12 protein-coding genes and 1 tRNA gene are annotated in these 16,958 nt (G+C 34.0%); 1 reads left to right on the forward strand and 12 read right to left on the reverse strand.

Annotation, left to right across the window (positions count from 1 at the left end; genetic code table 11):
• Positions 1 to 44: 44 nt before the first annotated feature.
• Positions 45 to 2,159: a helix-turn-helix domain-containing protein gene (locus PW52_RS15795; RefSeq protein ID WP_044633950.1), complete on the forward strand. Its 2,115-nt coding sequence runs from the start codon at positions 45 to 47 to the stop codon at positions 2,157 to 2,159.
• Positions 2,160 to 2,259: 100 nt separating this feature from the next.
• Here the strand turns inward: PW52_RS15795 and PW52_RS15800 are convergent.
• The 12 genes from PW52_RS15800 to PW52_RS15855 form a co-directional block, all read right to left on the reverse strand.
• Positions 2,260 to 2,333 (reverse strand) — tRNA-Arg (locus PW52_RS15800).
• An 11-nt stretch (positions 2,334 to 2,344) separates the two neighbouring features.
• The gene (locus PW52_RS15805) at positions 2,345 to 2,794 is read right to left on the reverse strand and encodes a GatB/YqeY domain-containing protein (protein WP_044633951.1); all 450 of its coding nucleotides are present in this window, start codon (positions 2,792 to 2,794) and stop codon (positions 2,345 to 2,347) included.
• A gap of 130 nt (positions 2,795 to 2,924) precedes the next feature.
• Positions 2,925 to 4,907: a cell division protein FtsZ gene (gene ftsZ, locus PW52_RS15810; protein ID WP_044633952.1), complete on the reverse strand. Its 1,983-nt coding sequence runs from the start codon at positions 4,905 to 4,907 to the stop codon at positions 2,925 to 2,927.
• Between the two features lie 57 nt (positions 4,908 to 4,964).
• Positions 4,965 to 6,293, reverse strand: a complete 1,329-nt coding sequence (ftsA, locus tag PW52_RS15815; protein WP_044633983.1) for a cell division protein FtsA — start codon at positions 6,291 to 6,293, stop codon at positions 4,965 to 4,967.
• Between the two features lie 54 nt (positions 6,294 to 6,347).
• The gene (locus PW52_RS15820; RefSeq protein ID WP_240475204.1) at positions 6,348 to 7,040 is read right to left on the reverse strand and encodes a cell division protein FtsQ/DivIB; all 693 of its coding nucleotides are present in this window, start codon (positions 7,038 to 7,040) and stop codon (positions 6,348 to 6,350) included.
• Positions 7,041 to 7,056: 16 nt separating this feature from the next.
• The gene (murC, locus tag PW52_RS15825) at positions 7,057 to 8,403 is read right to left on the reverse strand and encodes a UDP-N-acetylmuramate--L-alanine ligase (RefSeq protein ID WP_044633954.1); all 1,347 of its coding nucleotides are present in this window, start codon (positions 8,401 to 8,403) and stop codon (positions 7,057 to 7,059) included.
• Positions 8,403 to 9,506 (reverse strand): undecaprenyldiphospho-muramoylpentapeptide beta-N-acetylglucosaminyltransferase, encoded by a 1,104-nt coding sequence (gene murG / locus PW52_RS15830; RefSeq protein WP_044633955.1) that lies wholly within the window; start codon positions 9,504 to 9,506, stop codon positions 8,403 to 8,405. Before murG ends, murC begins: the two co-directional genes overlap by 1 nt.
• Positions 9,507 to 9,537: 31 nt before the next feature.
• On the reverse strand, positions 9,538 to 10,734 hold the full coding sequence (locus tag PW52_RS15835) for an FtsW/RodA/SpoVE family cell cycle protein (protein WP_044633956.1): 1,197 nt from the start codon (positions 10,732 to 10,734) through the stop codon (positions 9,538 to 9,540).
• A 102-nt stretch (positions 10,735 to 10,836) separates the two neighbouring features.
• Entirely contained in the window at positions 10,837 to 12,174 is a 1,338-nt protein-coding gene (murD, locus tag PW52_RS15840) for a UDP-N-acetylmuramoyl-L-alanine--D-glutamate ligase (protein WP_044633957.1), read from the reverse strand.
• 57 nt (positions 12,175 to 12,231) lie between these two features.
• Complete coding sequence (mraY, locus tag PW52_RS15845) at positions 12,232 to 13,473, reverse strand: phospho-N-acetylmuramoyl-pentapeptide-transferase (RefSeq protein WP_044633958.1); 1,242 nt, start codon at positions 13,471 to 13,473, stop codon at positions 12,232 to 12,234.
• A 51-nt stretch (positions 13,474 to 13,524) separates the two neighbouring features.
• Positions 13,525 to 14,988: a UDP-N-acetylmuramoyl-L-alanyl-D-glutamate--2,6-diaminopimelate ligase gene (locus PW52_RS15850; RefSeq protein ID WP_044633959.1), complete on the reverse strand. Its 1,464-nt coding sequence runs from the start codon at positions 14,986 to 14,988 to the stop codon at positions 13,525 to 13,527.
• A complete protein-coding gene (locus tag PW52_RS15855) occupies positions 14,985 to 16,940 on the reverse strand; it encodes a penicillin-binding protein (protein ID WP_044633960.1) in 1,956 nt (651 codons plus the stop codon). The genes PW52_RS15850 and PW52_RS15855 overlap by 4 nt, the downstream gene beginning before the upstream one ends.
• Between the last annotated feature and the right edge of the window lie 18 nt (positions 16,941 to 16,958).

Here is a 16,958-nt window from a genome sequence, read left to right on the forward strand (position 1 = left end):
GTGTTTAAATAAAAATTTCTACTTTTGGAACAGTACAAAGCAACATGTCTAACATCTCACATCAAGAAAAATTTATTGAGCAAGCTCAGTCGCTTATTTTAGAGAATATCTCTAATGAGCAATTTGGAGTTTCAGAATTGGCAGACCTCATGAATATGAGCCGATCAAATTTGTTGCGGAAGATTAAGAAACAAACACAAGGTAGTGCAAGTCAATTTATTCGTGAAGTCCGACTTCAAAAAGGGATGACGATGTTAAAAGAAACGGAGCTTACTATTTCTGAAATTTCTTATGAGGTTGGCTTTAGTAATAATTCTTATTTTATTAAATGCTTTAGAGACTATTATGGGTATTCCCCAGGCGAGGCCAGAAAAAAAATAGGTAAACAAACAGAATTTGAAGATGAATTTAAAGTCGAAGGAGATCACCAAAACACAGAGATTATTGAAGTTGCTGAAAAAACTTTTTTTAAGCCAAACCGTATTCAGATAATAGTAGGAACGGTCTTGGTTATAGTACTAGCACTATTTTTGTTTCTCCCAAAAGAAACAATCAATTCTGAAAAAAATGTCGTCAACCTTAAGAAATCGATTGCAGTATTGCCGTTTATAAATATGAGTAATGACTCTGATAACCTTTATTTTGTAAACGGACTTATGGAGTCAACGTTAAACAATTTACAGAAAATTGAAGATATTCGAGTAATTAGTAGGACCTCTGTAGAAAAATATAGAGATACAGATAAGACAATAACAGAAATCGGTGAAGAACTAGGTGTCAATTACTTGATTGAGGGTAGTGGACAACGCATTGATGGTCAGGTTTTGTTGAATATTCAATTGATTGATGCGTCAAAGGATTCACCTATATGGGCAGAACAGTACAACCATAAAACGGAGGACATTTTTTCTGTACAAAATGAAGTTGCAAAAAAAATTGCAGAAGCCATTGAAGCAAAAGTAACACCAGCGGAGCTACAACAAATAGATAAAAAACCAACGGAAAACGTATTAGCTTATGATTATTATTTAAAAGGACTTGAAGCCTTACAAACAAAGACAAAAGAGGGGTTGCAAGCTGCTATTAATTTATTTGAAAAAGCGATAGAACAAGACTCGGAATTTGCACTCGCCTATGCTCAGATTGCAATTTGTTACTATTACTTAGATGTAAATAAAATTGAAAAGAAATATTTAGCCGAATTAAATGAATATGCAGATAATTCCCTGTTGTTTGATTCTACTTCTGAATTGTCTCTGATTGCAAAAGCACTGTATTATATAAACGCAAACGAATTTAGGTTAGCGATACCTTACTTGGAAAAAGCACTAGATTATAACCCAAATGCTTCTTCTGTAGTACTAATTTTATCTGATATATATGCTAGAGTTGTTCCAGATACAAATAAGTATCTCACTTATGCATTAAAAGGAATAAAATTAAATATTGAAGCTAACGATAGTATTTCTAAAAGCTTTATCTATCTAAACTTGAGTAATGCATTAGTCCAAAACGGGTTTGCTAAAGAGGCTTCAAAATACATTGAAGAATCTCTGAAGTATAATCCTAAAAATCAATATAGTACCTACTTAAAAAATTTTATAGATTATGCGAATAATAAAGATTTAGAATCCTTAAGAAAAAAAATGCTCATAGAGTGGCGTAAAGATACTACTCGCGCTGATATCACTCAAGAATTAGCCAAAACATATTATTTTCAGGAAGATTACGAAAAATCATTGGTTTATTACGAGAAATATATTAGTATACTTACTACTGATAAAATTGACTTGTATCCAGCAGAGAACATAAAAATAGCCTACACCTATAAAAAATTGGGTCTTCCTAATAAAGCAGAAAAATATATTCAGAAATATAAAGATTATTTGGAAGAAGATGAGTCAATTTACAGAGAGGCAAGTTTAGCTATGCTGTATCTTTATGAAAATATGCCAGATAAAGCTATAGAAGCCTACGATAAATTTAGTTCACAAGATGGTTTCCAATATTGGGTGCTTTTATTTATGAAGGAAGACCCTCTATTGAACCAGTTGCAGAATCATCCAAGATACGACGAAACTATTGAGAAAATAGAAGTGCAATTTTGGGAAAAACATAAAATACTTAAAGAAACTTTAAAAAAGGAAAAACTATTATAGATCGTTGGAATTTAATTATCCATACTATTCAAAATATTGGTTGAGGTTGAGTAATAGTTAAATTTTAGCGCAATCAACTCAATTTCATATAACTTAAGAGTGACCGCGAAGGGATTCGAACCCCCAACCCTCAGAGCCGAAATCTGATATTCTATCCAGTTGAACTACGCAGCCATTATTTTAATTTAAGCTAATTTTGCTTTAACTATGCTAGATATAGTTTTACCATCGGCTTGTCCTGCAAGTTCTTTGCTAACAATACCCATAACTTTACCCATATCTTTCATTCCTAATGCTCCAACTTGCTCTATAGTTGCAACAACAACTTTTTCAATTTCTTCTTCACTTAACGCTTCTGGTAAAAATTGCTCTATTACTTTAGCTTCTGCTAATTCTGGTTCTGCTAAATCCTCACGACCTTGCTCTGTAAAAACTGCTGCACTATCGCGACGTTGTTTTACCTGCTTTTGTAATATTTTTAGTTCTTGCTCTTCCGTTAACTCTTCTTTAGCTCCACTCTCAGTTTGTGCCAACAAAATTGCAGACTTTACAGCTCTTAATGCTGTTAAAGCTGTTTGATCTTTAGATTTCATAGCGTTCTTTAAAGCTGCCATCACTTGTTGCTGTAAACTCATTATAATTAATTTTTAGGAATGCGAATATACTAAGATTCTGAGCTTTTAAGAAATAATAGTGTAAAGAAAAAAACCCGAAATGGTGAGAGAAACATTTCGGGTTAACAATTAACATAATCAGCTTCAAAAATTAATCCACATTATCATGTAAAAAAGAATTATTTTTTCGTATTTGAATATCGTCATTATCATTTAAACCAACGCTTGTTCGAGACATATTGCTTTCGGATGAATGCTTAGTAGCATCTAAATCAATACCTTGACGCTTGTAAGCAGGAACTTTTTCTATATCATCAATTTTTCCATTGTGGAACTTATGATTAAAATCTTTCATTTTACGTCGTCTCTCCGCTGCTCTATCTTTTAAAACTTCAGAAATTGGTGTATTCATTGGATCAACCTCTTCGGTTTTTGGAGCATCAATAGGTTCGTTAACTACCTTTTTCTCAAAAATCATATCTTTATCAACAACCTCAACAGCTTCAGTTTTTGGGCTTACCTTAGACATTGAAACTTGCTCGTCTTCTTTATAATCTTCAAGGGTGTATCGAATATTTCCTTTTGCATCTTCATTTACAACTGGAACTATTTCTTCATACTCTTCAACTTCAATATTGTTAACTTCTTCTTCATTTAATTGATGAGCTATAATTGAATTTTCAAATGCAGGTTCTTCTTCTTTTTTATCGAATAAAGGTAAATCGAAAGTAAGTGTAAATTGCTTTTCTTCTTCGTCTTCAACAACAGGCTGTACGCTTTCTTCCTGCATCGTAGTTACAGGTTTAATAATAAAATCTTCGTCCTCGAAATTAGCTTGAACTTCATCATAAACTACATCGATATTTTTAATTAAACTTGAAGTTGGAATTATGTCGAAATCTTCCTCTATCTCTTCAACAGGCTCTACAAGCTGTTGTTTGCTAATCATTCGTTTTTCAAATTCACTTAAATCATCCGGCTCTTCGTCCAAGTTTAAAGTGTGACGTACAACGGGTGGTTCTTTTTTCTTCTCAAGCTCGATAACTGGAGCTATAATTACAGGTTCTGCTTCTTTAGTTTCTATGTCGGCACTTGCTCCTAAATTGTGTATAACGCGCTTGGTTTCTGTATTAGAAATTTCGTCTTGTTGCTCTACATCAAAACCTGTTGCAATAATAGTCACTGCAATAGATTCTTCTAAAGTTTCATCTTCGCCAACCCCCATAATAATGTTAGCACCATGACCTGCTTCGTTTTGAATATGATCATTAATTTCACCTATTTCATCAATTGTAATTTCGTGTGAACCAGAAACTATAAGTAACAATACGTTTTTAGCACCTCGGATTTTATTATCGTTTAATAATGGGGAATCTAATGCTTTTCGAATGGCATCTTGAGCACGGTTTTGACCAGAAGCCAAAGACGACCCCATAATCGCTGTTCCACTGTTACTTAATACAGTTTTAGCATCGCGTAAATCAATATTTTGTGTGTAGTGGTGTGTAATTACTTCGGCAATACCACGAGCAGCTGTGGCTAATACTTCGTCGGCTTTAGAGAATCCGGCTTTAAAACCTAAGTTTCCATAAACTTCACGTAATTTATTATTATTTATTACAATTAAAGAATCTACTACATCTCGTAATTTCTCGATACCTTTTTGCGATTGTTCTATACGCATTCTTCCTTCAAATTGAAAGGGCATAGTTACAATACCAACCGTTAAAATATCTAAATCTTTAGCCATTTTAGCTATAATTGGTGCTGCACCTGTACCCGTACCACCGCCCATACCTGCTGTAATAAATACCATTTTTGTATTAGTATCTAGCATGGTTGTAATATCATCAAAACTTTCAATAGCCGCTTGCTCACCAATTTCTGGATTTGCACCAGCACCTAAACCTTCGGTAAGATTTACACCTAATTGAATTTTGTTAGGAACACCACTGTTTTGAAGGGCTTGCGAATCAGTATTACAAATGTAAAAATCAACACCTTTAATACCTTGCTGGAACATGTGGTTAATAGCGTTGCTACCTCCACCACCAACTCCAATCACCTTAATAACGTTGGATTGGTTTTTTGGCAAATCGAATGAAATGCTTTCGAATTCTTTGTTACTGCTCATAAAATTCTATTTTCTGGGGTTTTGTACTTTATATTATAATTCTTTGGATTAATTTTATTACTCGGCATTATCTAGAAAATCTTTAACACGTTGCGTTAACTTATCCAGAAAGGAAAGCCGCTCCTTTGCTTGTTGAGCCTGTTCTTCCTCTTCTTGATTTTCTTCAAGTTCCTCAATATTTTCTTCCTTTACTATTTCGTTTTGGCGAAACTCATTCTTTTTTCTTTCTTGTCGTTTTAAACCATCTAAAACCAAACCTACAGCTGTAGCGTAAAGCGGGCTTGTTAAATCGTCTTCACTATCACCTGCCAAATGCTCATTAGGATACCCTATTCTGGTATCCATTCCTGTAATATATTCTACTAATTGTTTTAAATGTTTAAGTTGGCTACCGCCACCTGTTAACACAATACCTGCAATTAACTTTTTCTTTTGTACCTCGTGACCGTAATTTTTAATTTCGGCAAAAACTTGTTCTACAATTTCTACCATTCTGGCATTAATAATTTTAGACAAATTTTTTAATGTAATTTCTTTTGGTTCTCTTCCACTTAATCCTGGAATAGATACAATTTCGTTATCCTTATTCTCACCAGGCCATGCAGAACCAAACTTAATTTTTAATAATTCGGCTTGTTTTTCAATAATTGAACAACCTTCTTTTATATCTTCTGTAATAACATTTCCTCCAAATGGAATTACAGCTGTATGACGAATAATACCGTCTCTAAAAATGGCTAAATCGGTAGTACCTCCACCTATATCTATTAAAGCCACACCAGCTTCTTTTTCTTCTTGACTCAACACTGCATTTGCTGATGCTAAAGGTTCTAAAGTGATACCTTCAAGGTTTAAACCAGCACTTTGCACACAACGACCAATATTTCTAATAGACGAAACCTGCCCTACAACTACATGAAAATTAGCTTCTAACCTACCACCATACATACCAATTGGCTCACGAATTTCTCCTTGACCATCCACTTTATATTCCTGCGGAAGCACGTGTATAATTTCTTCACCAGGCAGCATCACTAATTTGTGCACTTGGTTAATTAGCCTATCAATATCATCATCATCGATAACCGTATCGCTAGTAGTACGCGTAATATAATCGCTATGTTGCAGGCTTCTAATATGCTGTCCTGCAATACCAACAGTTACATCATCAATTTTAACTTCGGCCGCAGCCTCAGCTTGTTGTACCGCTTGTTGAATAGACTGTATAGTTTGTGTAATATTGTTTACCACACCACGATGTACTCCTAAACTTTTAGACTTACCAATGCCTAAAATTTCAAGTTTACCATATTCGTTTTTACGACCAATCATGGCTACAATTTTTGTGGTTCCTATATCTAATCCAACGGCAACATTTTGCTCCATTTCAATATGAGTTTCTCCTTTATTTAATCCAGCTGTTTGATAATTTTCCATGGCTTAAATTTTGGTACAAATTACTTGATTTTCAAACTGCAAATTCACAACACTATACTGGTTAAGTGTTTTTTCCTTTGAGCTTTTTTTATAAAATGCTTTTAGGTTATTTATTTTTCTTTCTATAAAATTTATATCTCCCAATTTTACCATAAAATCACATTGGCGTAGTTTTAGATAAAGTTTATGGTTTTGATCTTGATGAATTTCGAAAACATGTGTTTTTAAAAAATCATCGTTCATTACTTTTTGGGCAACCGTATGGACGCCTTTTAAATTATTTTTTTCTACATAACCAGTAACAAATGGAACTCTTGCCGAAAAATTACTTGATAATGGCATGTATTCACCATCCGTATCGATGTAATATGATACATTTGTATTTACCCTCGCAATTGGCGTTTTTTGCTCAACATTAGCTTTAAGCGTACCATTTACAGCCAAATACACTTCGGCACTTTTTATCATGGCATTAGATTTGAGGGTGTTTTCTAACACATTCAAATCTAAAGTTTCTTTAGGTACATTTTCAAGCCCTACGTAATTTTGTATTAACAATTTACTAACATTTTCACTCGTTATAAAGAGGTTATTTTCTCCTAAAAATTTTATTTTTGGTTTCACAATATTGCGCTTTGCATTACGCCCCGAGGCAAAGGCACACAAAAAGGTAACTAAACCTAATAACAAAATCATTTTTATTTGATACCACTTAATTTGCAATCTGTAACGCGTTTTTAATATGTTCAACTTCTGCTCCAATATCTCCAGCTCCAATAGTTAACACTACATCTGCTTGAATTGATTTGATTTCGTTTATTAACTTTTCTTTACTAACTAGTTTTTTATTGTTGTTATCTATTTTACTTAATAACCAACTTGAGTTTACACCTTTAATAGACAACTCTCTTGCCGGATAAATATCCAACAATAACAAAGCATCAAATTTTGCTAAACTAATTGCAAATTCATTTGCAAAATCCTGGGTTCTACTAAACAAATGTGGCTGAAAAATTGCCAAAACCTTTTTGTTAGGATACATTTCTCTTACCGCTTGATGTACCGCATTTATTTCTTCTGGGTGATGTGCATAATCGTCTATAAAAACCAAATGGTCCGTTTTTATATGATATGAAAATCTACGCTTAACCCCTTTGTAAGATGCTAATGCTTTGGCGAGCTGCTGGTGAGGGCAACCATACTCTACAGACATCGCCAAGGCTATTAATGCATTCGACAAATTATGTCTCCCAGGCAGGTTAAAGTGTAAGTTTTCAAGTACTGTTTCAGGTGTTTTAACATCAAAAACATAAGTACCATTTTCTATTTTTATATTTTTTACAGAATAGTCAGCATCATCTTCAATTCCGTATGTTATTCCCTTTAAAGGCAAACCATTCTTTACAAATAATTTACCATTAGGTTTTAATTGTTTTGTAAAATCTTCAAACGATTTTGTTAACTCATCTTTACTTCCATAAATATCTAAATGATCTGCATCCATAGAAGTTATACAAGCCAAATTTGGAGAAAGGGTTAAAAAGGATCTGTCGAACTCATCGGCTTCAACTACCGAAACTTCATTGCCTTTTAAAATTAAATTTGAGTTGTAATTCTCTGTAATTCCACCTAAAAACGCTGTTAAAGGCACATTACATTCGTTCATTAAATGTCCTAAAATACTGGTTGTTGTTGTTTTACCATGTGTTCCTGCTACAGCTAAACAAAACGTATTTTTGGTGATTATACCTAACACTTCAGAACGTTTTAAAACCTGAAATTCATTATCAAAAAAATAATTTAATTCTCCATGAGTTTTAGGAATAGCAGGCGTGTAGACTACTAAGGTGTCTTCATTTTTAAATGATGATGCATAAAATACATCGTCGTTATAGTGAACTTTTACACCTAAAGCTTCTAAACTTTTAGTTATTTCGGTTTCAGTTTTATCGTAACCTACAACTTGTTTATTATTAGCTTGAAAATAGCGCGCTAAAGCACTCATGCCTATACCGCCAATGCCAACAAAATAAATAGTATGTATATTACTTAAATTCATTATTTTTTTAATAGGTTTTCAACCTCTTTTACAATATCGTTAGTTGCATTTACCAATGCTAATTTTTTAATATTTGCCCCCAAAGCTTTTTGTTTTTCTGAAGATGACACCAATTGTGAAAATTTATTTTGAAAATCGGCATCTAAATCTTCTTCTTTAATTAATAACGCGGCATCCTTCTCTACAATCGCCATAGCATTTTTAGTTTGATGGTCTTCCGCCACATTTGGAGACGGTATAAATATCACCGGCTTACCAACAATACACAATTCGGAAACAGAACTTGCTCCTGCACGAGACACTATAATATCTGCAGCAGCGTAAGCAAAATCCATATTATTTAAAAACTCGTAAACTTGCACGTTTTTTGTATTGTTATAAATTTTATACTGCTGATAGTATAACTTACCACATTGCCAAATAATTTGGACATTTTGCATGTCTAGAAAATCTAATTCCTTTTCAATTAATTGATTAATACGTCTTGACCCAAGACTTCCGCCTATAACTAAAAGTGTATTTTTACCATGTTTTAAATTGAAGAAGTTTTTAGCTTCAACAGTTTTATCCTCTATATTTAAAAGCCCCTTACGAACCGGGTTTCCTGTTTTTACAATTTTATCTTTTGGAAAAAAACGTTCTAAACCATCATAGGCTACACATATTTTATTAACTTTTTTAGCTAACAATTTATTAGTGATTCCTGGAAATGAATTTTGTTCTTGTATTAAAGTTGGAATACCCTTTGAAGCTGCCACGTGAAGTAGCGGACCACTCGCAAAACCACCTGTACCAATGGCAAAGTCAGGTTTAAAGGCACTTACAATTTTACGAGCTTTCCACAAACTACTAATCAATTTTATTGGGAACATGGCATTCTTCAATGTCAACTTACGCTGAATTCCAGAAATCCACAAGCCTTCTATATTATATCCCGCTTGTGGCACTTTTTCCATTTCCATTCTATCCTTGGCGCCTACAAACAAAAATTCAGCATTTGGGTAACGTGATTTTAACTCGTTAGCAATGGCTACAGCAGGATAAATATGCCCCCCTGTACCACCTCCGGATAAAATAATTTTATATGTTTCTTTTTTTGCCACTAATTCGTGATTATTTACGCTTTTAAAAACTTTAATCGAGCGCTTCGCTCAAAACCTCCAAAGGGTTATCTTCTATATTTTCTTGTTCTTTAATTTCTTCTCTTTTAGCACTAACGCTTAAAATAATACCAAGCGCTAAACAAGTCATCCAAATTGACGTACCGCCACTACTTATTAACGGCAAGGTTTGCCCCGTAACCGGAAATAACTCTACTGCAACAGCCATATTTATTAAGGCTTGAAATACAATGGGCAGCCCTACGCCGAGGGCTAGCAACTTACCAAAAATGGTATCTGATTTCTGTGCCACTATAACCACTCTAAACAATAACCACAAATACAAAATCATGATTGTAAAGCCACCTATTAAACCATATTCTTCAATAATAATGGCAAAAATGAAATCGGACGACGACTGTGGTAAAAAGTTTTTTTGCATGCTCTTTCCAGGACCAACACCTTGTATACCTCCTGTTGCTATAGCTATTTTAGCTTTCTCTATTTGGTAATCTGACTCTGTATCTTCTGGATTTGCAAAACTTTCAATCCGCCCCATCCAAGTATCAACACGATTAGGCATGGCATCGGGAAATGCTTTTGCAGCTAACACAAACAACATTAATACCAAAACACCCGAACCAACGATAACAACTAAATATTTTATTGGATACCCGCCTAAAAACACTAACATTAAAACCATTAAAAACATGATTGCTGCTGTTGAAAAGTTAGCCGGTAAAATTAAAATAAGCACCATAAACACAACTGTCCAAAGCGGTAAAATAGACTCTTTAAAAGTTACTTTTTTATCTTTAATTTTAGACATATACCTTGAAACATATACCATTAAAACAACCGATGCCAGTGTTGACGTTTGAAACGACATACCTACAAATGGTATTTGAATCCATCGACTGGCATTTGCGCCATCAATAGTCGTTCCCTGAAGCATAGTAATAGCTAAAAGCACTAAGACTACTGGAATCATTATCAAAGATAACCCTCTAAAATATCGATATGGTATTTTATGCACACCAAACATTATAACAAAACCAAAAATTAAATGCATAAAATGTTTTACAAAAAAAGTAAACGTATTCCCGCCACCACTTTTGTAAGCCAAATTACTAGCCGCACTATACACCGGTAAAAACGATAAAATAGCCAACAGAGCAACAATTGCCCATATTAGTCTATCTCCCTTTATGTTTTTAAATAGTGCTTGCATTCTTTATTTTTTAACTTCTTAAAAAGAACTTTTATTTAATGTATCCTTATTTGTATTTTCCAATCTAAGTATACTTCGACCACGCTCAACATCACTGATTTTTTATAAATTTCGAACAGCGTTTTTAAATTGACGCCCTCTATCTTCATAATTTTCAAACAAATCAAAACTTGCACATGCTGGCGACAACAATACATTATCTCCAGATTCTGCCACTTTATAAGCAATCTTTACTGCTTCGCTCATAAATTCTGTTTCAACAATAATATCAACCATATTACCAAAAGCCTCAAACAACTTTTTATTATCTACACCTAAACAAATAATAGCCTTTACCTTTTCATTCACAAATCGAAATAACTCTTCGTAATTATTTCCTTTATCTACACCTCCAACAATCCAAACGGTTGGTGCATCCATACTTTCTAAAGCAAAATATGTTGCATTTACATTGGTTGCCTTAGAGTCGTTAATGTATTTTACTTTGTTAATTTTTAGTACTTCCTCTAAGCGATGCTCGACTCCTTGAAAATTCTCTAAACTCTCACGAATAGTTTGTTTTCTAATTTTTAATAAATGAGCAACTGTTGAAGACGCCATAGCGTTCTTTACGTTGTGCTTCCCTTCTAATGTCAAGTTTGATGTCGGCATAATTATCTGGCTTTTTTCTATTGTTATTATTATGTTATCGTTCTTTAAATACGCGCCGTTCTCTATAGTTTTAGTTAATGAAAATGGCAATAATGTTGATTGAACTGGATTGTTTTTTAAATGATTAGTAATAACTTCATCATCGGCATCATAAACCAAATAATCATCTTTTGTTTGATTCATTGCTATTTTAAATTTTGAAGCAATGTAATTTTCAAACTTATAATCATATCGATCTAAATGATCGGGTGTTATATTGGTTATCACAGCAATTTTCGGCTTAAAATCTTTGATATCATCTAACTGAAAACTACTTATTTCCAGCACGTAATTATCAAAATCCTTCTCTAAAATTTGTTTAGCAAAACTGTCGCCAATATTTCCAGCAAGCCCCACATTTAATTCTTGTTTTAAAATATGATGCGTTAAACTTGCCGTGGTAGTTTTACCGTTACTTCCGGTAATTCCAACAATTGTGGCATTTGTACATTTTGATGCAAATTCAATTTCTGAAACCACAGGTATTCCCTTTTCACGAATTTGTTTTACCAAAGCCACTTTATCTGGAATTCCTGGGCTTTTCATAACCACATCGGCATCTAAAATTTTAGATTCGCTATGCTGCTCATCTTCCCATTCAATCTCATTATGTATAAGAACTTCTTTATAGTTTTCTTTAATTTTTCCTTTATCTGAAACAAAAACATCGTAACCTTTTGCCTTTCCTAAAAGTGCAGTTCCAACTCCACTTTCTCCACCTCCAAGAATTACAAGCCTTTGTTTTTTCATTTAATTTTTACATTTTTAATACTTGAAACACTTCGATTGCACTCAGCACTAACTTCTTTATCTAATTTTTAAGGTTACTATTGAAAGAATAGCTAACAAAATGCCTACAATCCAAAATCGTGTTACTATTTTACTTTCGTGATATCCTAATTTTTGATAATGATGATGCAAAGGCGACATTTTGAAAATGCGACGACCTTCTCCATATTTTTTCTTGGTATATTTAAACCAACTTACCTGCATAACCACAGATAAATTTTCAGCTAAAAAGATGCCACACAACACAGGAATTAACCATTCCTTACGAACTGCAATAGCTATTACAGCAATAATACCACCTATGGTTAAACTACCTGTATCTCCCATAAATACTTGCGCCGGATAAGTATTGTACCATAAAAATCCGATTAAAGCTCCAACAAAAGCTGTGGTATAAATGGTGATTTCTTCCACCCTTGGTATGTACATTATATTTAAGTACTCTGAAAATATGATGTTACTAGAAATCCAAGCAAAAATGCCTAGTACTAGAACTATTATTGCAGAAGTTCCTGCGGCTAAACCATCAATACCATCGGTTAGGTTTGCGCCGTTTGAAACAGCCGTAATTATAAAAATGGCAACTATTATAAAAATGACCCAAGCGTATTTTTCAAGATTTGGACTAATCCATGTAATTAAATCGGCATAATCAAACTCATTTCCTTTAAAAAATGGAATTGTAGTTTTTGTTGATTTTTCTTCTGGCTTAAATAATTTTGATGGTGCGATTTCAGGGTTTTCTGCCAACAGCACTTGTTGTTGTTCTACAGGCAACTTTTCTTTCATAGTAACTGCAGGACTAAAGTATAATGTAGCTCCTACAATTACACCGAGACCAACTTGCCCCATTACTTTAAACTTACCTTTTAAGCCTTCTTTATCATTTTTAAACTTTTTAATATAATCGTCTACAAAACCAATTACTCCCATCCAGAGCGTAGTAACAATTAATAGAATGATGTATACATTCTCAAGTTTTGCAATAAGCAATACCGGTATTAAAGTGGCAATTATAATAATGATTCCACCCATGGTTGGCGTACCTGCCTTTTCTGCTTGACCCGCTAAACCTAAATCGCGAATGGTTTCTCCCATTTGCTTTTTTTGTAAAAAACCAATGATGCGTTTACCATAGATAGTTGATATTAATAAAGACAATATCATAGCTAAAGCCGCTCTGAAGGTTAAAAACCCAAAAAGCGTGGCTCCAGGAAACTGAAACTGTTTTTCTAAATATTCAAATAAGTAGTATAACATTCTTTATTTTTTGATTTTTTAATTACGCTTCGACTGCGCTCAGCGTGACCATTATTTTTCTAGTTTTACTAATAACTCTTTTACAATTTTAAAGTCATCGAAATCGAAACGCTCACCGTTTATCTCTTGATAGTTCTCATGACCTTTACCCGCTATTAAAACAATATCGTTTGGTTGCGCCATTTGGCAAGCTGTTTTTATAGCCTGTTTTCTATCTGCAATCGTTAAAACCTTTTTAAAATTTTGAGGTTCTACACCATTTTCAATTTCATTTAAAATATCTTGCGCGTTTTCTGTTCGAGGGTTATCATTTGTAAAAATCACTTTGGTACTTAATGCAGAGGCAATATGTCCCATTTTCGGCCGCTTTGTTTTATCGCGATCGCCACCACAACCTACAACCGTTATTAACTCTTCGTTTTTTGTACGAATGCTATTTATAGTTTCCAACACATTTTTTAAAGCATCTGGTGTATGCGCGTAATCTACAATAGCAGTGATTTTTGTATCTGAAATTAAATACTGAAAACGTCCGCTTACACTTTGCAAATCGCTTATCAACCTTAAAACTTCCACTTTTTCAAGTCCTAATAATTCCGCTGTAGCGAAAATCGCCAACACATTATAGGCGTTGAAATTACCAATAAGTCTTGTCCAAACTTCGCTATCGTTAACCTTTAGCAGCAAACCAGTAAGTTGATTTTCTAGAATTTGCGCTTTATAATCAGCATACTCTTTTAATGCGTAAGTGTATTTTTTAGCTTTGGTATTTTGCAGCATTACCATGCCATTTTTATCGTCGATATTGACTAATGCAAATGATTTTGGCGATAACTCATCAAAAAACTTCTTTTTAACATCTCGGTATTCAGCAAACGTTTTATGATAATCTAAATGATCGTGAGACAGATTAGTAAATATACCACCTTCAAAATGCAATCCTTCGGTACGATACTGATGAATACCGTGCGAACTTACTTCCATAAAACAAAACTCCACACCAGCAGCACTCATTTCAGTTAAATACTTATTTATAGTCAACGAGTCTGGCGTAGTGTGCGTTGCTTTATACTCAACATTATCAACCATTATTTTTACAGTAGACAACAACCCAACCTTGTAACCAGCATTTTTAAACAGCTGATACAACAAACTTGCAACCGTAGTTTTTCCGTTAGTTCCTGTTACGCCAACTAACTTTAAGTTTTCAGACGGATTTTCGTAATAATTTGAAGCTATTATTGCCAAAGCTTTGTTCGAGTTATCTACCTCAACATAAGTCACGCCATCTACCAAAACTTCAGGAATACGCTCACAAACAATACTTTTCGCGCCATTTTTTATAGCCACATCGATAAACTCATGACCATCAACCGTAACGCCATTAATAGCTACAAACAAATCGTTTGCAGTAATTTTTCTAGAATCGAAATTTACTGCATGCACCTTTGTAAGCGTACTACCTACAACAGCATTTATAGCTACCTTATATAATATGTCTTTTAAAACCATCATGATGCTGTTAATACTACGGTTTGATTATTTTTTAACTTGGTATTCTTATTTACCGACTGTGCTTTTACAACACCATTCCCGTTAAGTTTAACCTTAACATCAACTTGCATATTTTCCAACAGAACTACCGCATCCATAGCAGGAACGCCAACCAAATCTGGCATAATAGTTTTGTGTTTTTGAGCCGTATTATAAAATTTTTCGTATTCCTTTTCTACTGAAGCCTTCTGCACATTTAAAGTTTCAACTTCATCAACATTAGGCGTATCGATATATATTTTTTGAGCTACTTTTTTAAATACAGGCCCCGTAACATCGGCACCATAATACCCCTTTTTCACACTTGGTTTATGAATAACCACAATACATGAATACTTTGGGTTTTCGGCCGGAAAATAACCTGCGAACGACGAAATGTAACGACGGTTTTTCTTCCAATCTTTCATCCAATATTCAGTCTGTGCTGTTCCAGTTTTACCAGCCATTGAGAAATAATCGAGATACAAGGAGCGCCCAGTACCGCGAACCACAACATTTTTAAGTATGGTTTGCATTGATTTTAAAGTTTTTTCGGAGCAAATTTTTTCATTCACCACTTCTTCATCAAAACTTTCAACAACTCTATCCAACTCACGTACCGATTGAATAAATCGCGGCTTTACCATAACACCGTTATTAGCAATAGCATTATAAAATGTAAGCGTTTGTAACGGCGTCAACTTTAAATTATACCCATAAGCCATAGAAGGCAATGCGTTTTTACTCCAAATTTTATCTCCTGGCTCTGGAATCACTGGAGTTCCCTCTCCAATAAGAGACAAACCAATTGGCTTATTTAGCCCCCAAGATTTTAATCGATTAATAAATTTTTTAGGATTTGAAGCATACCCCTCATCTATTATTGACGCAAGTCCAATATTAGAGGACACCTCTAATACTCTTGCCGCAGAAATTTTACCATGACCATGCGTGTCGTAAATAGCTCGCCCATAAAACTGCTTATAACCCGCCTTTGTATCTATAACCGCAGACGTATCAACAACCTTATCTTCTAAAGCAGCCATTAAAGCCATTACCTTAAATGTAGAACCTGGCTCATGACTTTCACCAACCGCATAATTTAAGCGCTCAATATATTTTCCGTTTTTATTTCTTCCCAAATTTGAAATAGCACGAATTTCACCAGTTTTTGTTTCCATTACAACAACACAACCATGATCCGCCTCATAATACTCTAATTGCTCCAACAAAGCATGATGTGCAATATCCTGAATATTAACATCTATAGTAGTATAAACATCATACCCATCTTGTGGCTCAATTTCGTTTGCATCATGCAATGGCTTCCATTGCTTATTCCCAATTAATTGTTTTTTACGCTTCCCATCAACACCGCGCAAATATTTAATTCCGAAAGCTCCATCAATTCCAGGCCGTGTCACATTTCCCTCCTCATCAAAACGCTCATAACCAATAGTCCTATGCGCAATATCCCCCATGGGATGTTCTCGCATTGTAGTTTGCTCAACTATTAACCCACCTTTATAAGCCCCTTTCTCTAATAGTGGAAAATTACGCATGCGCACATAATCGGAATACCCAATATTTTTTGCTAGTAGATAATATCTATTTTTATTAGCTCTAGCCTTTCTTAACTGCTTTTCAAAATAATTTGACGACCTATTTTTAAAAAAACGAGACAATGAATCACTCAACGGCTTCACATTCTCTTCGAATGTTGAATTTCTAGATGTTACCGCATCAATACGAATAGTATATTTAGGGACTGAAGTAGCCAACAAATTTCCATTAACAGAATACACATTACCTCTATTAGCAGGAATAACAACATCTTTAACCACCTCTTTAGTAGCCAAAGACCTGTATTTATCCCCTTGAAAAAACTGAATACTTACCAATTTAAACACCACAGCCAAACCAAAGACAAACATACAGCCTGCCACAAAATA

It is taken from the genome of Neotamlana sedimentorum, assembly GCF_000943565.1.
Taxonomy (GTDB): Bacteria; Bacteroidota; Bacteroidia; order Flavobacteriales; family Flavobacteriaceae; genus Neotamlana; species Neotamlana sedimentorum.